Origin of the sequence: Pseudomonas sp. YQ_6 (genome assembly GCF_043103245.1) — a bacterium.
In the GTDB taxonomy this organism is placed as follows: Bacteria; Pseudomonadota; Gammaproteobacteria; order Pseudomonadales; family Pseudomonadaceae; genus Aquipseudomonas; species Aquipseudomonas alloputida.
Map to the genome: position 1 here is coordinate 12,776 of NZ_JBICJR010000011.1, position 16,553 is coordinate 29,328.

Consider the following 16,553-nt stretch of genomic DNA (forward strand, 5'->3'; position numbering starts at 1 on the left):
ATAACAACAAACAATTTGATTGATGGCAGCGCGAATTGCAACCTAGGCCCCGTAGTTTCAGCCCACCGCTTGTGAGGAATAACGGAATGAGCAACGCCCCGATTCTGCTGACCCCAGGTCCCCTGACCACATCAATCCGCACCCGCCAAGCCATGCTGGTGGACTGGGGCTCCTGGGACCGTGACTTCAACCAATTGACTGCCAGCGTCTGCGAACAACTGTTGGCCATCATCGACGGCGCCAGCAGCCACCACTGCGTTCCCCTGCAAGGCAGCGGTACCTTCGCCGTGGAAGCGGCCATCGGCACCTTGGTGCCACGCGATGGCAAGGTTCTGGTACTGATCAACGGCGCGTACGGCCAACGCCTGGCGAAGATCTGCAAAGTGCTGGGCCGCACCTACAGCACCTTCGAAACGGCCGAAGACCAGCCGACCACCGCCGCCGACGTCGATCGGCTGCTGGCCGAAGACCCGGCCATCACCCATGTGGCGCTGATCCACTGCGAAACCAGCACCGGCATCCTCAACCCGCTGCCCGAGATCGCCCAGGTGATCAAACGCCATGGCAAGCGCCTGATCATCGATGCCATGAGCTCGTTCGGAGCATTGCCGATCGATGCCCGCGAAATCCCCTTCGAAGCGCTGATCGCGGCCTCCGGAAAGTGCCTGGAAGGCGTACCCGGCATGGGCTTCGTCTTCGCCGAAAAAAACGCCCTGGCGGCCGCCGAAGGCAATGCCCACTCGCTGGCCATGGACCTGCACGACCAGCACGCCTACATGGCCAAGACCGGGCAATGGCGCTTCACTCCGCCTACCCACGTGGTCGCGGCACTGCACGAAGCACTGCAGCAATACAACGAGGAAGGTGGCCTTCCGGCCCGCCACCAGCGCTACGCAGACAACTGCAAGACGCTGCTCGACGGCATGGCAGCCATCGGCCTGCGCAGTTTCCTGCCCGCCGAGATCCAGGCGCCGATCATCGTCACCTTCCACGCCCCCACCGATGCCCGCTACCAGTTCAAGGACTTCTACGAGCGGGTCAAGGCCAAGGGTTTCATTCTCTACCCGGGCAAGTTGACCCAGGTCGAAACCTTCCGCGTCGGCTGTATCGGTGTGGTCGGGGCGGACGGCATGCAGGCCGCCGTGAATGCCGTGGCCGACGTGCTGCGGGAAATGGAAGTGCTGGACATCTGACGCTTTGCCCACCCGAACTCAGGAATTTGCGCACATGAACTACAACAACCCCACCCAATTGCAAGCCGCCATCCTCGACTGGGCTGGCACCGTGGTAGATTTCGGCTCATTCGCTCCCACCCAGATCTTTGTCGAGGCCTTTGCCGAGTTCGACGTGCAGGTGTCGATCGAGGAAGCCCGAGGCCCGATGGGCATGGGCAAATGGGACCATATCCGCACCCTGTGCGACGTACCGGAAATTGCCGAGCGCTACCGCAAGGTGTTCGGCCGTACCCCGACCGATGATGACGTCACCGCCATCTACAACCGCTTCATGCCGCTGCAGATCGAGAAGATCGCCGTGCACTCGGCACTGATCCCCGGTGCGCTGGACACCCTCACCGGTCTACGCCAGGACGGCCTGAAGATCGGCTCGTGCTCGGGCTACCCGAAAGTGGTGATGGACAAGGTGGTGGAACTGGCAGCGCAGAACGGCTACGTAGCCGACCATGTAGTGGCCACCGATGAAACCCCGAACGGCCGCCCATGGCCGGCCCAGGCCTTGGCCAACGTGATTGCGCTGGGGATTGACGATGTAGCGGCCTGCGTGAAGGTGGACGACACCGTGCCTGGCATTCTTGAAGGCCGCCGTGCCGGCATGTGGACCGTGGCGCTGGTCTGCTCGGGTAATGCCTTGGGCCTGACCTGGGAAGGCTTCCGGGCGTTGAGTGCCGAGAAACTGGAAAGCGAGCGCCAGCGCATCCATGCACTGTTTGCCGGCTCCCGCCCGCACTACCTGATCGACACCATCAACGACCTGCCCGAAGTAATTGCCGACATCAACCGGCGCCTGGCCAAGGGCGAGATGCCTCAAGCCTTCTGACCCCTGCGGTTTCGCTGTGGAAGCGGCCCTTGTGCCACACAAGGCCGCTCCTACCGCGGCCTGCGCCCAATCACCGACCTGGGTCCATCACCGATCCTACACGACGGCCTGTACCCAACCACCGACCTGTGTCCACCCCCGATCCGGCGTAGGAGCGGGTTTACCCGCGAATACGGTAGCAGCGGCAACGGTAAACGGCGGGTGGAGATTGGCCAGCAGGGCCGGCCTCTTCGCGGGTGAACCCGCTCCTACACGACGGCCTGCGCCCAATCACCGACCTGTGTCCCCCCCGATCCGGCGTAGGAGCGGGTTTACCCGCGAATACGGTAGCAGCGGCAACGGTGAACGGCGGGTGGAAATTGGCCAACCGGCCCGGCCCTTTCGCGGGTGAACCCGCTCCTACGGCCGACAAACCTGAGCTAGAACGCTATTGCGGCAATTGCACCTGCGGCTTGGTCGCGGCAAAGATCGCCCAGCTGGAGACGAACAGCGCCGCAATCAATGGCCCGATCACGAAACCGTTGAGGCCGAACACCGCCAGCCCGCCCAGGGTCGACACCAGGATCAGGTAATCCGGCATGCGCGTGTCCCTGCCTACCAGAATTGGCCGCAATACGTTATCCACCAAGCCGATCACCAGCACCCCGAAGGCGGTAAGTACCACCCCTGGCAGTATCGCCCCGGTCAGCAGGAAGTACGCCGCCACCGGCGCCCAGATGATACCCGCGCCCACCGCTGGCAGCAGCGACAGAAACGCCATCAGCACCGCCCACACCAACGCACTAGGGATATCCAGCGCCCAGAAAATAAAGCCACCCAACGCACCTTGGGTAATGGCCACCAGCACGTTGCCCTTCACCGTCGCCCTCACCACACGGTTGAACTTCAATTGCAAACGGCGCTTCTGGTGCTCGGGCAGCGGTACCGCCATCCGCACCCGGCGCGCGACTTCCGGACCATCACGCAGGAAGAAGAACAACAGGTACATCATGATGCCAAAGCTGATCAAGAACTCGAACGTGCCTTGGCCAAAGCTGAACGCCTGGCTGGCCAATACCTGGCTACCCTGGGTTGCCCACTTGGTGATCTTGTCACGCAAACCGTCAAGGTTACCCATGCCCATGTTGTCCAGCCCACGCTGGACGAATGCCGGGAGCATGTCCTTGCCGCGCTCGACGTAACCGGCAATGTCCAGCTGCCCGCTTTCGATGCGCTGGTACAGCGTGGCGCCCTCTTGCACCAGCAGGGCGCTGATGATGATCACCGGCAGGATCGCCACAAGCAGGCACACCAGCGTGGACGTGGCCGCGGCAAGGTTACGCCGCCGCCCGCAGCGGATCAGCAAATGACGCTGCAGCGGGGCGAACAGGATGCCGAGGATCACTGCCCAGAAGATTGCACCGTAATACGGCAGAAGAATCCAGAAGAAGGCAATGGTCACCAGCGCCAGGAGTACTGCCAGGGCTTTGTTCTGTAGCGCGGTTTCGTTCATTGCAGTTCCTCAAATGGCTTATGAGTGATTAGTGCACCGCACCTGGACAAAAGTGCCGCGCTCACTTGACGCAAATCAATACGCGCCTTGTCCATCGACCCTAGCATCTCGGCCTTTTTGCCCCGGTGCGCACATGAACCCTACTGCCAAGCCCGAACTGCTGGCCCCCGCCGGCACCCTCAAGACCATGCGCTACGCGTTTGCCTACGGCGCCGATGCGGTCTACGCCGGCCAGCCGCGTTACAGCTTGCGGGTGCGCAACAACGAGTTCGATCACGCCAACCTGGCACTGGGGATCAAGGAGGCGCACGCCTTGGGCAAGCGCTTCTACGTGGTGGTCAACATCGCGCCGCACAATGCCAAGCTCAAGACCTTCCTCAAGGACCTGGCACCCGTGATCGAGATGGCGCCGGACGCGCTGATCATGTCCGACCCCGGCCTGATCATGCTGGTGCGCCAACACTTCCCACAGATGCCAGTGCACCTGTCGGTGCAGGCCAACACCGTCAACTGGGCCAGCGTACAGTTCTGGCAGCAACTTGGCCTGAGCCGGGTGATCCTGTCGCGGGAGCTGTCGCTGGACGAAATCGAGGAAATCCGCCAGCAGGTGCCGGGCATGGAGCTGGAAGTGTTCGTGCACGGCGCCCTGTGCATGGCCTATTCCGGCCGTTGCCTGCTGTCGGGCTACCTCAACAAGCGTGACGCCAACCAGGGCACCTGCACCAATGCCTGCCGCTGGAAGTACGACGCCACGCCGGCCACCGAAAACGCCACCGGTGACATCGTGCGCCAAGTGCAGCCCACCCTGGGCCTGGGTGCACCCACCGACCAGGTGTTCCTGCTGCAGGAAAGCGACCGCCCCGGCACTGAAATGCCGGCGTTCGAGGATGAACACGGCACCTACATCATGAATGCCAAGGACCTGCGCGCCATCCAGCACGTCGAGCGCCTGGCCTTGATGGGCGTGCATTCGCTGAAGATCGAGGGCCGCACCAAATCGCACTTCTACTGTGCCCGCGCGGTACAGTCGTATCGCCAGGCGATCGACGACGCGGTGGCCGGGCGACCATTCGACCGCGCCCTGATGGGCAACCTCGAATCCCTGGCGCAACGCGGTTACACCGAGGGTTTCCTGCGCCGCCACGTGCACGACGAGTACCAGAACTACCAGCGCGGCAACTCGGTATCCGAGCGCCAGCAGTTCGTAGGCGAACTGACCGGCGTGCGCATCGACGGCCTGGCCGAGGTCAAGGTGAAGAACCGCTTCGCCGTGGGCGACCATCTGGAGCTGATGACCCCGCGCGGTAACTACCACTTCGACCTGCACCGCCTGTGCAACCGCCAGCAGCACGCCATCGAGGTAGCACCGGGCGATGGCCACGTGGTGTATCTGCCGATCCCGGAACAGGTTGCCCTCGACTACGGCCTGCTGATGCGCGACCTGCGCATCGACGAAGCAGCAAGCTGACAACACTGTAATGTGCACCTCAGCTACCTGACAGCCGGCGGCAGCGAACATCGTGGCTCTTCCGCATGAGGCCACGCCATGTTGCGCAACCCCTCCCGCCGTACGTTTGTCAAAGGCCTGGGCGCCGCCAGCACGCTGGCGGGCCTGGGGCTGTGGCGCCCGCTGGCCCAGGCCGCCGAAGGCCGAGACCTGGCCGGCCAGCATTTCGAACTGTTCATTGGCCAGACCCCGGTCAACATCACGGGCCGGCCGCGAACCGCACTGACCGTCAACAACAGCCTGCCCGGCCCACTGCTGCGCTGGCGCGAAGGGGACACCGTGACGTTGCGGGTGCGCAACCGACTGGCGCAGGACACCTCGATCCACTGGCACGGCATCATCCTGCCGGCCAACATGGACGGCGTGCCTGGCCTGAGCTTCGCTGGCATCGAGCCCGGCGGCGACTACCTGTACCAGTTCACACTGCGCCAGAGCGGCACCTACTGGTACCACAGCCATTCGGGCCTGCAGGAGCAAGCCGGGGTATACGGGGCAATCGTGATCGAGCCACGCGAGCCCGAAACGCACCGCTACCAGCGCGATCACGTGTTGCTATTGAGCGACTGGTCAGACCAGGCGCCGGAACACCTGATGGCGACGCTGAAGAAGCAGTCCGACGCGTACAACTTCCACAAGCGCACGGTTGGCGACTTCATTGATGACGTGGCCGAAAACGGCTGGAGCCCCACCGTCGCCGAACGCACGGCCTGGGCGCGCATGCGCATGAGTCCAACCGACCTCGCCGATGTCAGCGCCGCCACCTACACTTACCTGCTCAACGGCCAACCACCACAAGGCAACTTCACCTGCCTGTTCCAGCCAGGCGAAACCGTGCGCCTGCGGCTGATCAATGCCTCAGCCATGACCTACTTCGACTTCCGCATCCCCGGGCTGAAGCTGACGGTGATCGCCGCCGACGGCTTGCCGGTGACCCCTGTGAGCGTGGATGAACTGCGCATTGCCGTAGCAGAGACCTACGACGTGCTGGTGACCGTGGGTGACCAACCCGCCTACACCCTGTACGCCCAGAGCATGGACCGCACCGGCTTTGCCCGCGGCACCTTGGCCCGTGCGGCCGGGCTGCAGGCACCGGTGCCTGCCCCCGACCCGCGCCCGGTGCTGAGCATGGAGGACATGGGCCACGGCGGTATGGATGCCATGGCGGGCATGGACCACAGCAACCCGCAGGGCATGAACCACGGCAGCATGGCCGGCATGGGCCACGCCGCGATGTCAGCCATGCAGCAACACCCGGTCAGTGAAACCGACAACCCGCTGGTGGACATGCAGACCATGGCACCGCGCCCCAACCTGGCCGATCCTGGCATAGGCCTGCGTGACAATGGTCGCCGCGTGCTGACCTACGCCGACCTGCGCAGCCCCTACCCCGACCCGGACGGCCGCCCGCCATCGCGAGACATCGAACTGCACCTGACCGGCCATATGGAGCGCTTCGCCTGGTCGTTCGACGGCATCAAGTTCAGCGACGCCGAACCGCTGCGGCTGATCTACGGTGAGCGCGTGCGCATCATCCTGGTCAACGACACCATGATGACTCACCCCATCCACCTGCACGGCATGTGGAGCGACCTGGAAGACGAGCATGGCCAGTTCCTGGTGCGCAAGCACACCGTCGATATCCCGCCCGGCAGCCGACGCGCCTACCGGGTAACCGCCGACGCGCTGGGCCGCTGGGCCTACCACTGCCACTTGCTCTACCACATGGAGACCGGCATGCTCCGCGAGGTACGCGTCGATGAATGACACCCGCAACCGCAGCCTCGTGGCAGGCGTGGCGCTGCTGACCTTGCTCGCCAGTGAACGGGCGATGGCCGCTGGTTCCGAACACACGAACCACGGGCAGGTGGGCCATCAGGCCATGCCCATGCCCCATGAAAGCATGGGCCATGACCAGCCTTCCCTCAGCCAACCTCGCACGCCCCTGCCTGTCATCACCGACGCCGACCGCCGCGCCGCCTTCCCGCCATTGCCAGGGCACCAGGCGCATGACCGGGCGCTGAACTGGGCAGTGATCGTGGACAAGCTCGAATACCAGAACTTCGAGAGCAGCAGTGCCCTGAACTGGAACGCCACCGCCTGGGTCGGTGGCGATATCGACCGCTTGTGGCTGCGCACCGAAGGCGAACGCGAACAGGGCAAGACCCACAAGGCCGAGCTACAGGCGCTGTGGGGCCATGCCGTGAGCCCGTGGTGGGAACTGGTGGCCGGTGCACGCCAGGACTTCAAGCCTGCCAGTGGCCAAACCTGGGCCGCCTTCGGCATCCAGGGCACACCGTTGTACGGCCTGGAACTGCAAGCCACCGCCTATGCAGGCGAGCGGCAACAGACCGCGCTGCGCCTGGAAGCCGCTTACGCTATGCTGCTGACCAACCGCTGGATACTGGAGCCGACCCTGGAGGCCAACCTCTACGGGCGCAACGACGCCGGGCGCGAACAAGGCGCGGGGCTGGCCGACAGCGAGGTGGGCCTGCGCCTGCGCTACGAAATCACGCGCGGCTTCGCCCCCTACGTCGGGCTCAGTTTCAACCGCCTGCACGGCTCGCGTGCCAACCAAGCCCGAGAAGACGGTCAAGATCTGGGCCAGACCCGCCTGGTCGCCGGTATCCGCCTGCGTTTTTAGAGGAGTGCTTCACCATGCTGCGCAAACACCTGCTGACCCTGAGCCTGCTGGCCGTCACCGGCCTGGCCCAGGCCGCCGAGACCATCGACGTCTACCGCGACCCCAACTGCGGCTGCTGCAAGGCCTGGATCAGCCACCTGCGTGACAACGGTTTTACCGTCAACGACCACGTCGAGCCAAACATGAGCACCGTCAAGCAACGCCTCGGCGTGGCGCCACGCCTCGCGTCGTGCCACACCGGGGTGATCGACGGCAAGTTCGTCGAAGGCCACGTGCCGGCCGAGCAGGTGCGCCTGCTGGTCAAGCGCAACGACCTCAGGGGCCTGGCGGTGCCGGGCATGCCCATGGGCTCGCCCGGCATGGAGATGGGTGACCACAAGGATGCCTACCAGGTCATCGGGGTGACCCGGGATGGCCAGGACACCGTGGTCGCCAACTACTGATGCTCAGCCTGGGGGCGCTGTTTCTCAGCGCCTTTGGTGCCGCTACCCTGCTGCCGCTGCAATCAGAGGCCGTGCTGGTCGGTCTGTTGCTGCGCCAGCCCGAGGCCTGGGCGACCCTGCTGCTGGTAGCCACCCTGGGCAACGTGCTCGGCTCGGTGGTCAACTGGCTGCTGGGCCGGGCCATCGAGCACCTGCGCGACAAACGCTGGTTCCCTTTCAGCGCAGCCCAACTGGCGCGTGCGCAGCAGCGCTACCAACGCTGGGGGCAATGGTCGCTGCTGCTCAGCTGGATGCCGGTGATCGGCGACCCGCTTACGCTGATCGCCGGGATCATGCGTGAGCCATTCTGGCGCTTCCTGTTGCTGGTGACCCTGGCCAAGGCTGGCCGCTATGCGGTGCTTGCGATGATTACCCTGGGCTGGTTTCACGCCTGGTAACACCTTTCAGGTTTCGCGTGGTCCACTGCCTGTTACAGTCGCCCCATTCAACCTGGCCCTACACGGAGTGCCCCCATGTTGCGCGCAACCGCCCTTGCCCTGGCCTGCCTTGCCAGCAGTTCGGCCATCGCTGCCGAGTCGCCTACCTACGGCCCACAGCTCGAAGGCTTCAGCTACCCGCACCCCCTCAAGCATTTCGACTTCAAGTCCCAGGGCCAGGCCCTGCAGATGGGCTACATGGACGTACCCGCCCAGGGCCAGGCCAACGGCCACAACGTGGTGCTGATGCACGGCAAGAACTTCTGCGCCGCCACCTGGGAAACCACCATCGACGCCCTGAGCAAGGCCGGCTACCGGGTCATCGCGCCCGACCAGGTTGGCTTCTGTACGTCGAGCAAACCGGCGCATTACCAGTACAGCTTTCAGCAACTGGCCGACAACACCCATGCCCTGCTCGAACAGCTGGGTGTGAAGCAAACCATTGTGCTCGGCCACTCCACCGGCGGCATGCTCGCCACCCGCTATGCGCTGATGTACCCCCAGCAGGTGGAACGCCTGGCAATGGTCAACCCGATCGGTCTGGAAGACTGGAAAGCCCTGGGGGTGCCCTACCGCACCGTGGACCAGTGGTATGCCCGCGAACTCAAGCTGGATGCCGAAGGCGTACGTGCCTATGAGCGCAAGACCTATTACGCCGGGCGCTGGAAGCCTGAATATGAACGCTGGGTGCAGATGCTGGTGGGCTTGAACAAAGGGCCGGGGCATGAAGCGGTGGCGTGGAACTCGGCACTGATCTACGACATGATCTATACCCAGCCGGTGTACCACGAGTTCAAGCACCTGCAGATGCCGACCCTGTTGCTGATCGGCGACAAGGACACCACGGCCATCGGCAGCGATATCGCGCCGCCGGAGGTAAAGGCCAGGCTGGGCAACTATGCAGAGTTGGGGCCGCAGGTGGCCAAGCTGATACCCAAAGGTGAACTGATCACGTTCGAAGGCATGGGGCATGCGCCGCAAATCGAGGAACCGGTGCGGTTCAATCGCACCCTGGTCGAATGGCTGGGCAAATGAGCCAATGATTGGCCCCTGTGGGAGCACGCAGGCTTTGAGATTTTGCGCACGCCCGCTGCTGCCACAGGGTTCCTCTACACGTTCCAGACCAGTGCTTCTGTCCAGCCCAGCTCGGCAAAGTCGCCCGCCCGCAGCTCGGCCTCTTCCTCGCAGAAAAACTCATCCAGCTGTGGTGGCCTGACCGCAGTATCACTGAGCATTGCGTGCACCTGCCCACGGTGATGCACCTGATGTTCGAACAGATGCGCCAGCAAACGCAGCCGCTGCTCGCGCTGCACCCGATCAGGCCTCACGACGCTCACATAGCGGCCCAGGTCGCCATCACTCAGCCCCCGGCAGTAGGCGATCAAACGGTGGTCAGCCTGGGCCTGCTCGGCATGCAGATCGGTGCAGGTGGCAAACGGCTGTTCCGGGTCGAAAAAGCGTTCGCCGTCGGCATCGGGCTGCTCGCCGCGCTGCTCGCACTCGAGCATATGCAGGTAGAACCAATCCACCGTCAGCAAATGGTTGAGGGTGGCCTTGATCGACGGGAAGAAGCTGCAACGCGGGGCGACGAACTCGTCCTGGGTCAGTTGCAGGCAGGCCTTGTACAGGCGGTGATTGGCCCAGCCATTGTTATAGGCCTGGGTCAGCAGATAATGCGATAACGGCTGCATGGTCGGCTCCTTTTCAGGCGAAGCGTTGCAGTTGCATCTCCCGTAGCCGGCTCAGGGTGCGCTGGTACGGGAACGCCAGATACCCTTGAGTGTAGAGGGCATCGAGCGGCACCTGTGCCTCCAGGTACAACGCCACCCGGCGGTCATAGCATTCGTCGACCAGGGCAATGAAGCGGCGAACCGCATCGTCCTTGGGCGAAAGCGCAGGCAGTTCACGGTCGCCCGCCACTACCCTCGCCGCGCCATCTTCGGTGCCACGGGCAATACGCCCCGCCCGCAGCTCCCCGCCCAGCGCCGGAATGCCGGATACCAGAATCGAGGGAAAACGGTCGCACAAGGCCATGAACTCCATGGCCGCCAAGGGTTGATCGCACAGATCGGTGAAACGACACCAGATAGCCTGCTCACTGCGCCGCACGACGTGAATGTGCCTTGAGCCAATACCCAAGGGCTGATCAGTGCCGGCATCTTCCGGGCTGAGCTGGAGAAACACCTCGCCCAGCTGGCTGGCCTGCCCCGCCTCGGCTACCCAATAGCGCTGCCGCGCTTCACCGGGGTGCAGACGGTGATCCTGCTCGCCCGCTACCGGCAGGACCTGCATGTGACGACCGATGGCGGCGATGGCAGGCAGGAACCGCTCGCGGTTGAAACCATCGCGGTAGAGCTGCTCGGGTGGCTGGTTGGAGGTGGCGACGATCACCACGCCCTGATCGAACAATACCTGAAACAGGCGGCCGAGGATGATCGCATCCCCAATGTCGCTGACGAACAATTCATCGAAGCACAGCACGCGGATCTGCCGCGCCAGCTCCGCCGCCAGGGCCAACAGCGGGTCGGCGGTGCCGTTGAGCTGAAACAGGCGTTGATGCACCCAGGCCATGAAGTGATGAAAGTGCTGGCGCCGGCTCGGTATGCGCAGACACTGGTGGAACTGGTCCATCAGCCAGGTCTTGCCGCGCCCGACCGGGCCCCAGAGGTAGAGGCCCTGGGTAGGGCGGCCCTGCTCAAGGGACTGGAAGCAGGCTTGCAAGGCCTCGACGACGCGGGCCTGGGCAGGGTCAGCAACGTAGCCCCGAGTGCTCAGGGCTTGCTGGTAGAGGGTTTGGGGGTCGAGGGCCATGCCGCATTCTACCCGACTGTCACCCTCGGTGCAGGCGCGCGTCAGTCGGCCAGGCCGACCTTGAGTAGCGCACCGTCCTTGTCATCGGTCAGTACATACAGGTAACCATCCGGCCCTACCCGCACGTCACGGATACGCGCCTTCAGGTCACCGAGCAACCGCTCCTCGTGCACCACCTTGTCGCCATCCAGTTGCAAGCGGATCAATTCCTGCGTGGCCAGCGCCCCTATGAACAGATTGTGGTCCCAGGCCTTGAACGTTGGGCTGTCGTAGAACGCCATACCGCTGATACCCGGTGACTTTTCCCATACATGGTGCGGGTCGACCATGCCGTCCACACGCTCGCCCTTGGCCTCGGGGATTGGCAGCAGCGAGTAGTTGATGCCGTGGGTCGCAATCGGCCAACCATAGTTCTTGCCAGGCTTTGGGATGTTGATTTCATCACCACCGCGCGGGCCGTGTTCGTGGGTCCACAGTTGGCCGGTCCAGGGGTTGAGCGCGGCGCCTTGCTGATTACGGTGGCCGTACGACCAGATCTCCGGGCGCACGTTGTCCTTGCCGACGAAGGGGTTGTCTTTGGGCACTTCGCCGTCCGGCAGAATACGCACGACCTTGCCTTGCAACTTGTCCAGGTCCTGGGCAGTGGGGCGTTGGTTGTTCTCGCCCAAGGCGATGAACAGGTAGCCGTCGCGGTCGAACACCAGCCGCGAGCCGAAGTGGTTACCCACCGACAGCTTGGGCTGCTGGCGGAAGATCACGGTGAAATTCTCCAGCCGGGCGCGGTCTTCGGACAGCTGCCCGCGGCCGACCGCAGTACCGGCCTTGCCGTCGCTGCCCTCCTCGGCGTAGGACAGGTAGACGGTGCGGTCCTTGCCGAACTCCGGCGACAGCGCCACATCCAGCAAGCCGCCCTGGCCTTCGGCCCAGACCTTGGGTACACCGCTGATCGACGGGCCAACCTTGCCTTCGGCATTGACCAGCCGCAGGTTGCCGGCGCGCTCGGTCACCAGCATGTCCTTGCCACCGGGCAGGAAGGCCAGGGCCCAGGGGTTGCGCAGGCCATCGGCAAGCGTGTCGACGATCAAGGTACCTTCTTCGCTGGGGAACCGCTGTTCGGCCGCCGCATGCGCCCACAGTGGCAGTAGCGCAGCGGCGGTCAGGGTGACTAGCCAGGGTGCTCGAAGCATGCCGGATTCCTTTCAAGTAGGCTTAAGGCGCACGAGGGTTGTCGCGCGGTGGCCGGGTGGGTTCCAGGTTCGGGGTTTGCTGCTGACGGCGCAGGTTGTCGCCATTGCCGATGCCGCGGTTGTCCAGGGTGGGTGGGCGCTGGTAGGGGTCGGTGGACGGGCCACGTACCGGTGGCGCAGCCGGCATGCTGCCTTGACGGCTGTTGGGGTTGGCCCGCTGGATCGGGCTGTTGTAAGGGTTGTTGTTGCCGGCAGCACGTTGCACGGGCTGCTGCGCAGCCGCGTGCGCGGGCAGGCACAAGGCCAGGCCGAGGGCCAGGATGGGCAATGTCGGGGTCATGCTTCACCTCCTGTACGAAAATGCCGCGCCTGGTGGGTTTGATAGCCTAAGGCGCGAGGGGTTCGCGGCAAAAGTGTGAATGCGGGTGGAGTTGATTCCTGATGTTTCAGTATGGGCCGCGGAGGGCTGCTTCGCCCTCCAATGGCCGCAACCTTCTACTGGCCGTTATCCACCTTGTGCCGCGCCGCATACAGGCACAGCATCTCCATGGCCAGGGTTGCCCCGGCCAACGCGGTGATATCGGCATGGTCATAGGCTGGCGCCACTTCCACCAAGTCCATGCCTACCAGGTTGATGCCACGCAGCCCACCCAGAATCTCCAGCGCCTGCACCGTGCTTAGCCCGCCACACACTGGCGTTCCGGTACCGGGCGCGTAGGCCGGGTCGAGGCAGTCGATGTCGAAGGTCAGATACACCGGCCGCTCGCCCACCCGCTGGCGAATCGCTGCAATTACCGCCTCTGTGCCCTGGCGGTGCACTTGCCTGGCATCGAGAATGGCAAAGCCCTGGCTGTCGTCATTGGTCGTGCGCAGGCCAATCTGCACCGAGTGGGCCGGGTCAACCAGGCCTTCGCGGGCGGCATGCCAGAACATGGTGCCGTGGTCGATGCGCTTGCCCGCCTCGTCCGGCCAGGTGTCACTGTGCGCATCGAAATGGATCAGCGCCAGCGGGCCATGGCGGCGGGCGTGAGCCTTGAGCAGCGGGTAGCTGATGAAATGGTCGCCACCAAGGGTCAGCATGGCGCAACCCGCCTGCAGAATGTGCTCGGCATGGGCCTCGATGCTGTCCGGTACCGACTGCGGCGTGCCGCTGTCGAAGGGGCAGTCGCCATAGTCGATCACCGCCAGGTGGTCGAACGGGTCGAATGCCCACGGCCAGTGGCGGGCCCAGGCCTGCTGGACCGAGGCCGCACGGATCGCCCGCGGGCCGAAGCGCGCGCCGGGGCGGTTACTGGTGGCCGTGTCGAACGGCACACCGCTGACCACCACATCCACACCGCGCAAGTCGCGGCTGTAGCGACGGCGGGAAAAACTGACAACACCGGCGTAGGTGCTTTCTGCGGCGGTACCATACAGGCTATCGCGGGTCATGGCCTGGTCATTGCTTGCGGCTTGGTCCACGGTCGGGCTCCTTGATTGTCATGGGCTACTGCCGGCTGCGGAAGGCAGTCCACAGACGGTTGCGTTGGCGCAGGTCGGCCAAGGCCATGCTGCGGTCGGCATACAGGCGTTGACGCACCTCGGCCGACGGATAGATATCCGGGTCGTTGCGCACCGCTTCGTCCACCAGCGGCGTGGCAGCCTGGTTGGCATTGGCGAAGAACAGCGTGTTGGTCAGCGCTGCCACCGACTCTGGCTTGAGCATGAAGGCGATGAACGCCCGTGCGGCCTCGGGGTGCGGGGCGTCCTTGGGGATGACCAGGTTGTCCTGCCATACCAGCGTGCCTTCGCGGGGGATGCGGTAGATCACCTCGAAAGGCTTGCCGGCACGACGGGCCTGGTCGGCGGCCATCGCTGCGTCACCGTTGTAGGTCAGCGCCAGGCACACGCTGCCATTGGCCAGGTCGTTGATCTGCCGGCCGTTGGCAACGTAGCTGATCGACGGCTGCAACTGGCTGAGCAGGTTCTGCGCGGCAGCCAGGTCATCCTTGTTCTGGCTGTAAGGGTCCTTGCCCAGGTAATTCAGGGCTACGCCGATCACCTCCTGGGGCGAGTCAGGCAAAGCGATGCCGCAACCCTTCAGGCGGGTGGCGTACTCGGGCTTGAACAACAGGTCGAGGCTGTCCAGCGGTACATCGCCAAGGCGCTGGCGTACTGCCTCCACATTTACCCCCAGGCCCAGCGTACCCCAGGTGTACGGCACGGCATGGCGGTTGCCGGGGTCAACCTCGGCCAGTTTGCCCAGCAGGTCCTTGTCGAGGTTGCCATAGCCAGGCATGGTCTGAGCGTCCAGCGCTTGCAGGGCATTGGCCTTGAGCGCCCGGGCCAGCACGGTGGATGACGGCACCACCACGTCGTAGCCGCTACCACCGGTCAACAGCTTGGTTTCCAGCACCTCGGGGGTGTCAAAGGTGTCGTAACGCACCTTGTAGCCCGTTTCCTGTTCGAAGCGCTGCAGGGTTTGCGGGGCGACGTAATCGGCCCAGCTGTAGAGGTTGACGACCTTTTCTTCGGCCTGCAGCGGCAGGGCTAGAACAAGAGATAAAAGGCACAACGATCGACGCATGGCGGACACCTCGGTAAATGGGTGGATGCCGCGAGCATGCCAGCCGGGTTACATTGCACCAATGGCAAGTTTGCAAAGCTGACATTCATCAGGAGCAATGTAATGCTCGGACAAGTGCACGATCCCGACCTGCACCTGCTGCGGCTGTTCGTCACTGTAGTCGAGGCGGGTGGCTTCAGCGCCGCTCAAGGCGTGCTGGGCCTGAGCCAGCCCACTATCAGCCAGCGCATGGCGCAACTGGAGGCACGTTTGGGTTACCGCCTGTGCAGCCGCGGCAAGGGTGGGTTTCGCCTGACGGAAAAAGGTGAGTTGCTACTGGACGCGGCGCGTGGGCTGCTGCTGAACATCGAACAGTTTCGCCAGCAGGCCAACGGCGTTGCCGGGCGACTGCTGGGAACTGTGCGCATTGGCATGGCGGAAAATCAGGACAAGGCGGTGAGCCTGAAACTGGCGGCGGCCATTGCGGCATTTCGCAGGCGAGAGGAATCGGTGCAACTGGAGCTTGTCAGTGCACCGCCGGCGGAGCTGGAACGGCTGTTGCTGGAGCAGCGTCTGGACTATGCCATAAGCTACTTTTCCGGCAACCAGGCGGCCTTTGATTACCAGCCCTTGTTCGCGGAACGACAGCGGCTGTATTGCGGCAAGGGGCATGTGCTGTATGGCGAAACGGATATTGGGCTTGAGCGGTTGCTGGACATGGACCAGGTGCGCCATCCGTACCGTTTTCTCAAAGGGGGCGAACCGTTCCAGAGCAGACGCAGCACGGCAGTGGCGGAGCAGATCGAAAGCGTGCTGACGTTCATTCTGTCTGGGCGGCATATTGGCTACTTGCCATGCCATTGCGCACAGGCCTGGGAGGCCGATGGGCTGATATGGGCGCTGGACCCTGAGCTTGATTTTGGGGTGCCGTTCACCCTGGCCCGGCACCGGGCACAGGGGGTTGGCGAGGCAGCCCATGTATTTGCGCAGGATTTGCTGGCGGCGTTTGCCTGAATCGGCCCCTTCGCGGGTAAACCCGCTCCTACGCCTGATCGAGGGTGGACACGCACCGATGGTTGGGCACAGGCCGTCGTGTAGGAGCGGGTTCACCCGCGAAGAGGCCGGCCCTACTGGCCAATCTCCACCCGCCGTTCACCGCTGCCGCTGCTACCGTATTCGCGGGTAAACCCGCTCCTACGCCGGATCGGGGGTGGACACGCATCGATGGTTGGGCACAGGCCGTCGTGTAGGAGCGGGTTTACCCGCGAAAGGGCCGGCCCTGCTGGCCAATCTCCACCCCCCGTTCACCGCTGCCGCCGCTACCGTATTCGCGGGTAAACCCGCTCCTACGCCTGATCGAGGGTGGACACGCATCGATGGCTGGGCGCAGGCCGTC

Annotated in this window: 16 protein-coding genes; 9 read left to right on the top strand and 7 right to left on the bottom strand. The window is 64.1% G+C overall.

The genetic code is table 11. From position 1 onward, the window contains the following. The first annotated feature begins 86 nt into the window (after positions 1-86). Entirely contained in the window at positions 87-1,193 is a 1,107-nt protein-coding gene (locus ACF8FG_RS03400) for a 2-aminoethylphosphonate--pyruvate transaminase (protein ID WP_014591727.1), read from the top strand. A 34-nt stretch (positions 1,194-1,227) separates the two neighbouring features. Further along, entirely contained in the window at positions 1,228-2,055 is an 828-nt protein-coding gene (phnX, locus tag ACF8FG_RS03405) for a phosphonoacetaldehyde hydrolase (protein ID WP_003250077.1), read from the top strand. A gap of 427 nt (positions 2,056-2,482) precedes the next feature. On the opposite strand, the gene ACF8FG_RS03410 is transcribed toward phnX, so the two are convergent. Next, complete coding sequence (locus ACF8FG_RS03410; RefSeq protein WP_134697968.1) at positions 2,483-3,547, bottom strand: AI-2E family transporter; 1,065 nt, start codon at positions 3,545-3,547, stop codon at positions 2,483-2,485. Between the two features lie 133 nt (positions 3,548-3,680). On the opposite strand from ACF8FG_RS03410, the gene yegQ reads away from it, so the two are divergent. From yegQ to ACF8FG_RS03440, 6 genes are all read left to right on the top strand, one after another. Next, positions 3,681-5,015, top strand: a complete 1,335-nt coding sequence (gene yegQ, locus ACF8FG_RS03415) for a tRNA 5-hydroxyuridine modification protein YegQ (protein ID WP_144180090.1) — start codon at positions 3,681-3,683, stop codon at positions 5,013-5,015. A gap of 81 nt (positions 5,016-5,096) precedes the next feature. Beyond that, complete coding sequence (locus ACF8FG_RS03420) at positions 5,097-6,818, top strand: copper resistance system multicopper oxidase (RefSeq protein WP_371924116.1); 1,722 nt, start codon at positions 5,097-5,099, stop codon at positions 6,816-6,818. After that, positions 6,811-7,695, top strand: a complete 885-nt coding sequence (locus ACF8FG_RS03425; RefSeq protein WP_134697965.1) for a copper resistance protein B — start codon at positions 6,811-6,813, stop codon at positions 7,693-7,695. Before ACF8FG_RS03420 ends, ACF8FG_RS03425 begins: the two co-directional genes overlap by 8 nt. 14 nt (positions 7,696-7,709) lie before the next feature. After that, on the top strand, positions 7,710-8,138 hold the full coding sequence (locus ACF8FG_RS03430; RefSeq protein ID WP_392518605.1) for a DUF411 domain-containing protein: 429 nt from the start codon (positions 7,710-7,712) through the stop codon (positions 8,136-8,138). Beyond that, positions 8,138-8,575 (top strand): YqaA family protein, encoded by a 438-nt coding sequence (locus ACF8FG_RS03435; protein ID WP_010953185.1) that lies wholly within the window; start codon positions 8,138-8,140, stop codon positions 8,573-8,575. The genes ACF8FG_RS03430 and ACF8FG_RS03435 overlap by 1 nt, the downstream gene beginning before the upstream one ends. Positions 8,576-8,650: 75 nt before the next feature. Then, entirely contained in the window at positions 8,651-9,649 is a 999-nt protein-coding gene (locus ACF8FG_RS03440; RefSeq protein ID WP_014591734.1) for an alpha/beta fold hydrolase, read from the top strand. 74 nt (positions 9,650-9,723) lie between these two features. On the opposite strand, the gene ACF8FG_RS03445 is transcribed toward ACF8FG_RS03440, so the two are convergent. From ACF8FG_RS03445 to ACF8FG_RS03470, 6 genes are all read right to left on the bottom strand, one after another. Next, entirely contained in the window at positions 9,724-10,305 is a 582-nt protein-coding gene (locus ACF8FG_RS03445; protein ID WP_014591735.1) for a DinB family protein, read from the bottom strand. Positions 10,306-10,318: 13 nt separating this feature from the next. Continuing rightward, entirely contained in the window at positions 10,319-11,425 is a 1,107-nt protein-coding gene (gene zapE, locus ACF8FG_RS03450) for a cell division protein ZapE (protein ID WP_144180084.1), read from the bottom strand. A gap of 41 nt (positions 11,426-11,466) precedes the next feature. Then, complete coding sequence (locus tag ACF8FG_RS03455) at positions 11,467-12,612, bottom strand: PQQ-dependent sugar dehydrogenase (RefSeq protein ID WP_076403404.1); 1,146 nt, start codon at positions 12,610-12,612, stop codon at positions 11,467-11,469. A 22-nt stretch (positions 12,613-12,634) separates the two neighbouring features. After that, positions 12,635-12,952 (bottom strand): hypothetical protein, encoded by a 318-nt coding sequence (locus ACF8FG_RS03460; protein ID WP_010953180.1) that lies wholly within the window; start codon positions 12,950-12,952, stop codon positions 12,635-12,637. A gap of 155 nt (positions 12,953-13,107) precedes the next feature. Further along, a complete protein-coding gene (speB, locus tag ACF8FG_RS03465) occupies positions 13,108-14,073 on the bottom strand; it encodes an agmatinase (RefSeq protein ID WP_004576768.1) in 966 nt (321 codons plus the stop codon). A 25-nt stretch (positions 14,074-14,098) separates the two neighbouring features. Continuing rightward, on the bottom strand, positions 14,099-15,178 hold the full coding sequence (locus ACF8FG_RS03470; protein WP_014591738.1) for an extracellular solute-binding protein: 1,080 nt from the start codon (positions 15,176-15,178) through the stop codon (positions 14,099-14,101). A gap of 102 nt (positions 15,179-15,280) precedes the next feature. Between ACF8FG_RS03470 and ACF8FG_RS03475 the strand changes: the two genes are divergently transcribed. After that, on the top strand, positions 15,281-16,171 hold the full coding sequence (locus tag ACF8FG_RS03475) for a LysR family transcriptional regulator (RefSeq protein WP_014591739.1): 891 nt from the start codon (positions 15,281-15,283) through the stop codon (positions 16,169-16,171). Positions 16,172-16,553 lie beyond the last annotated feature (382 nt).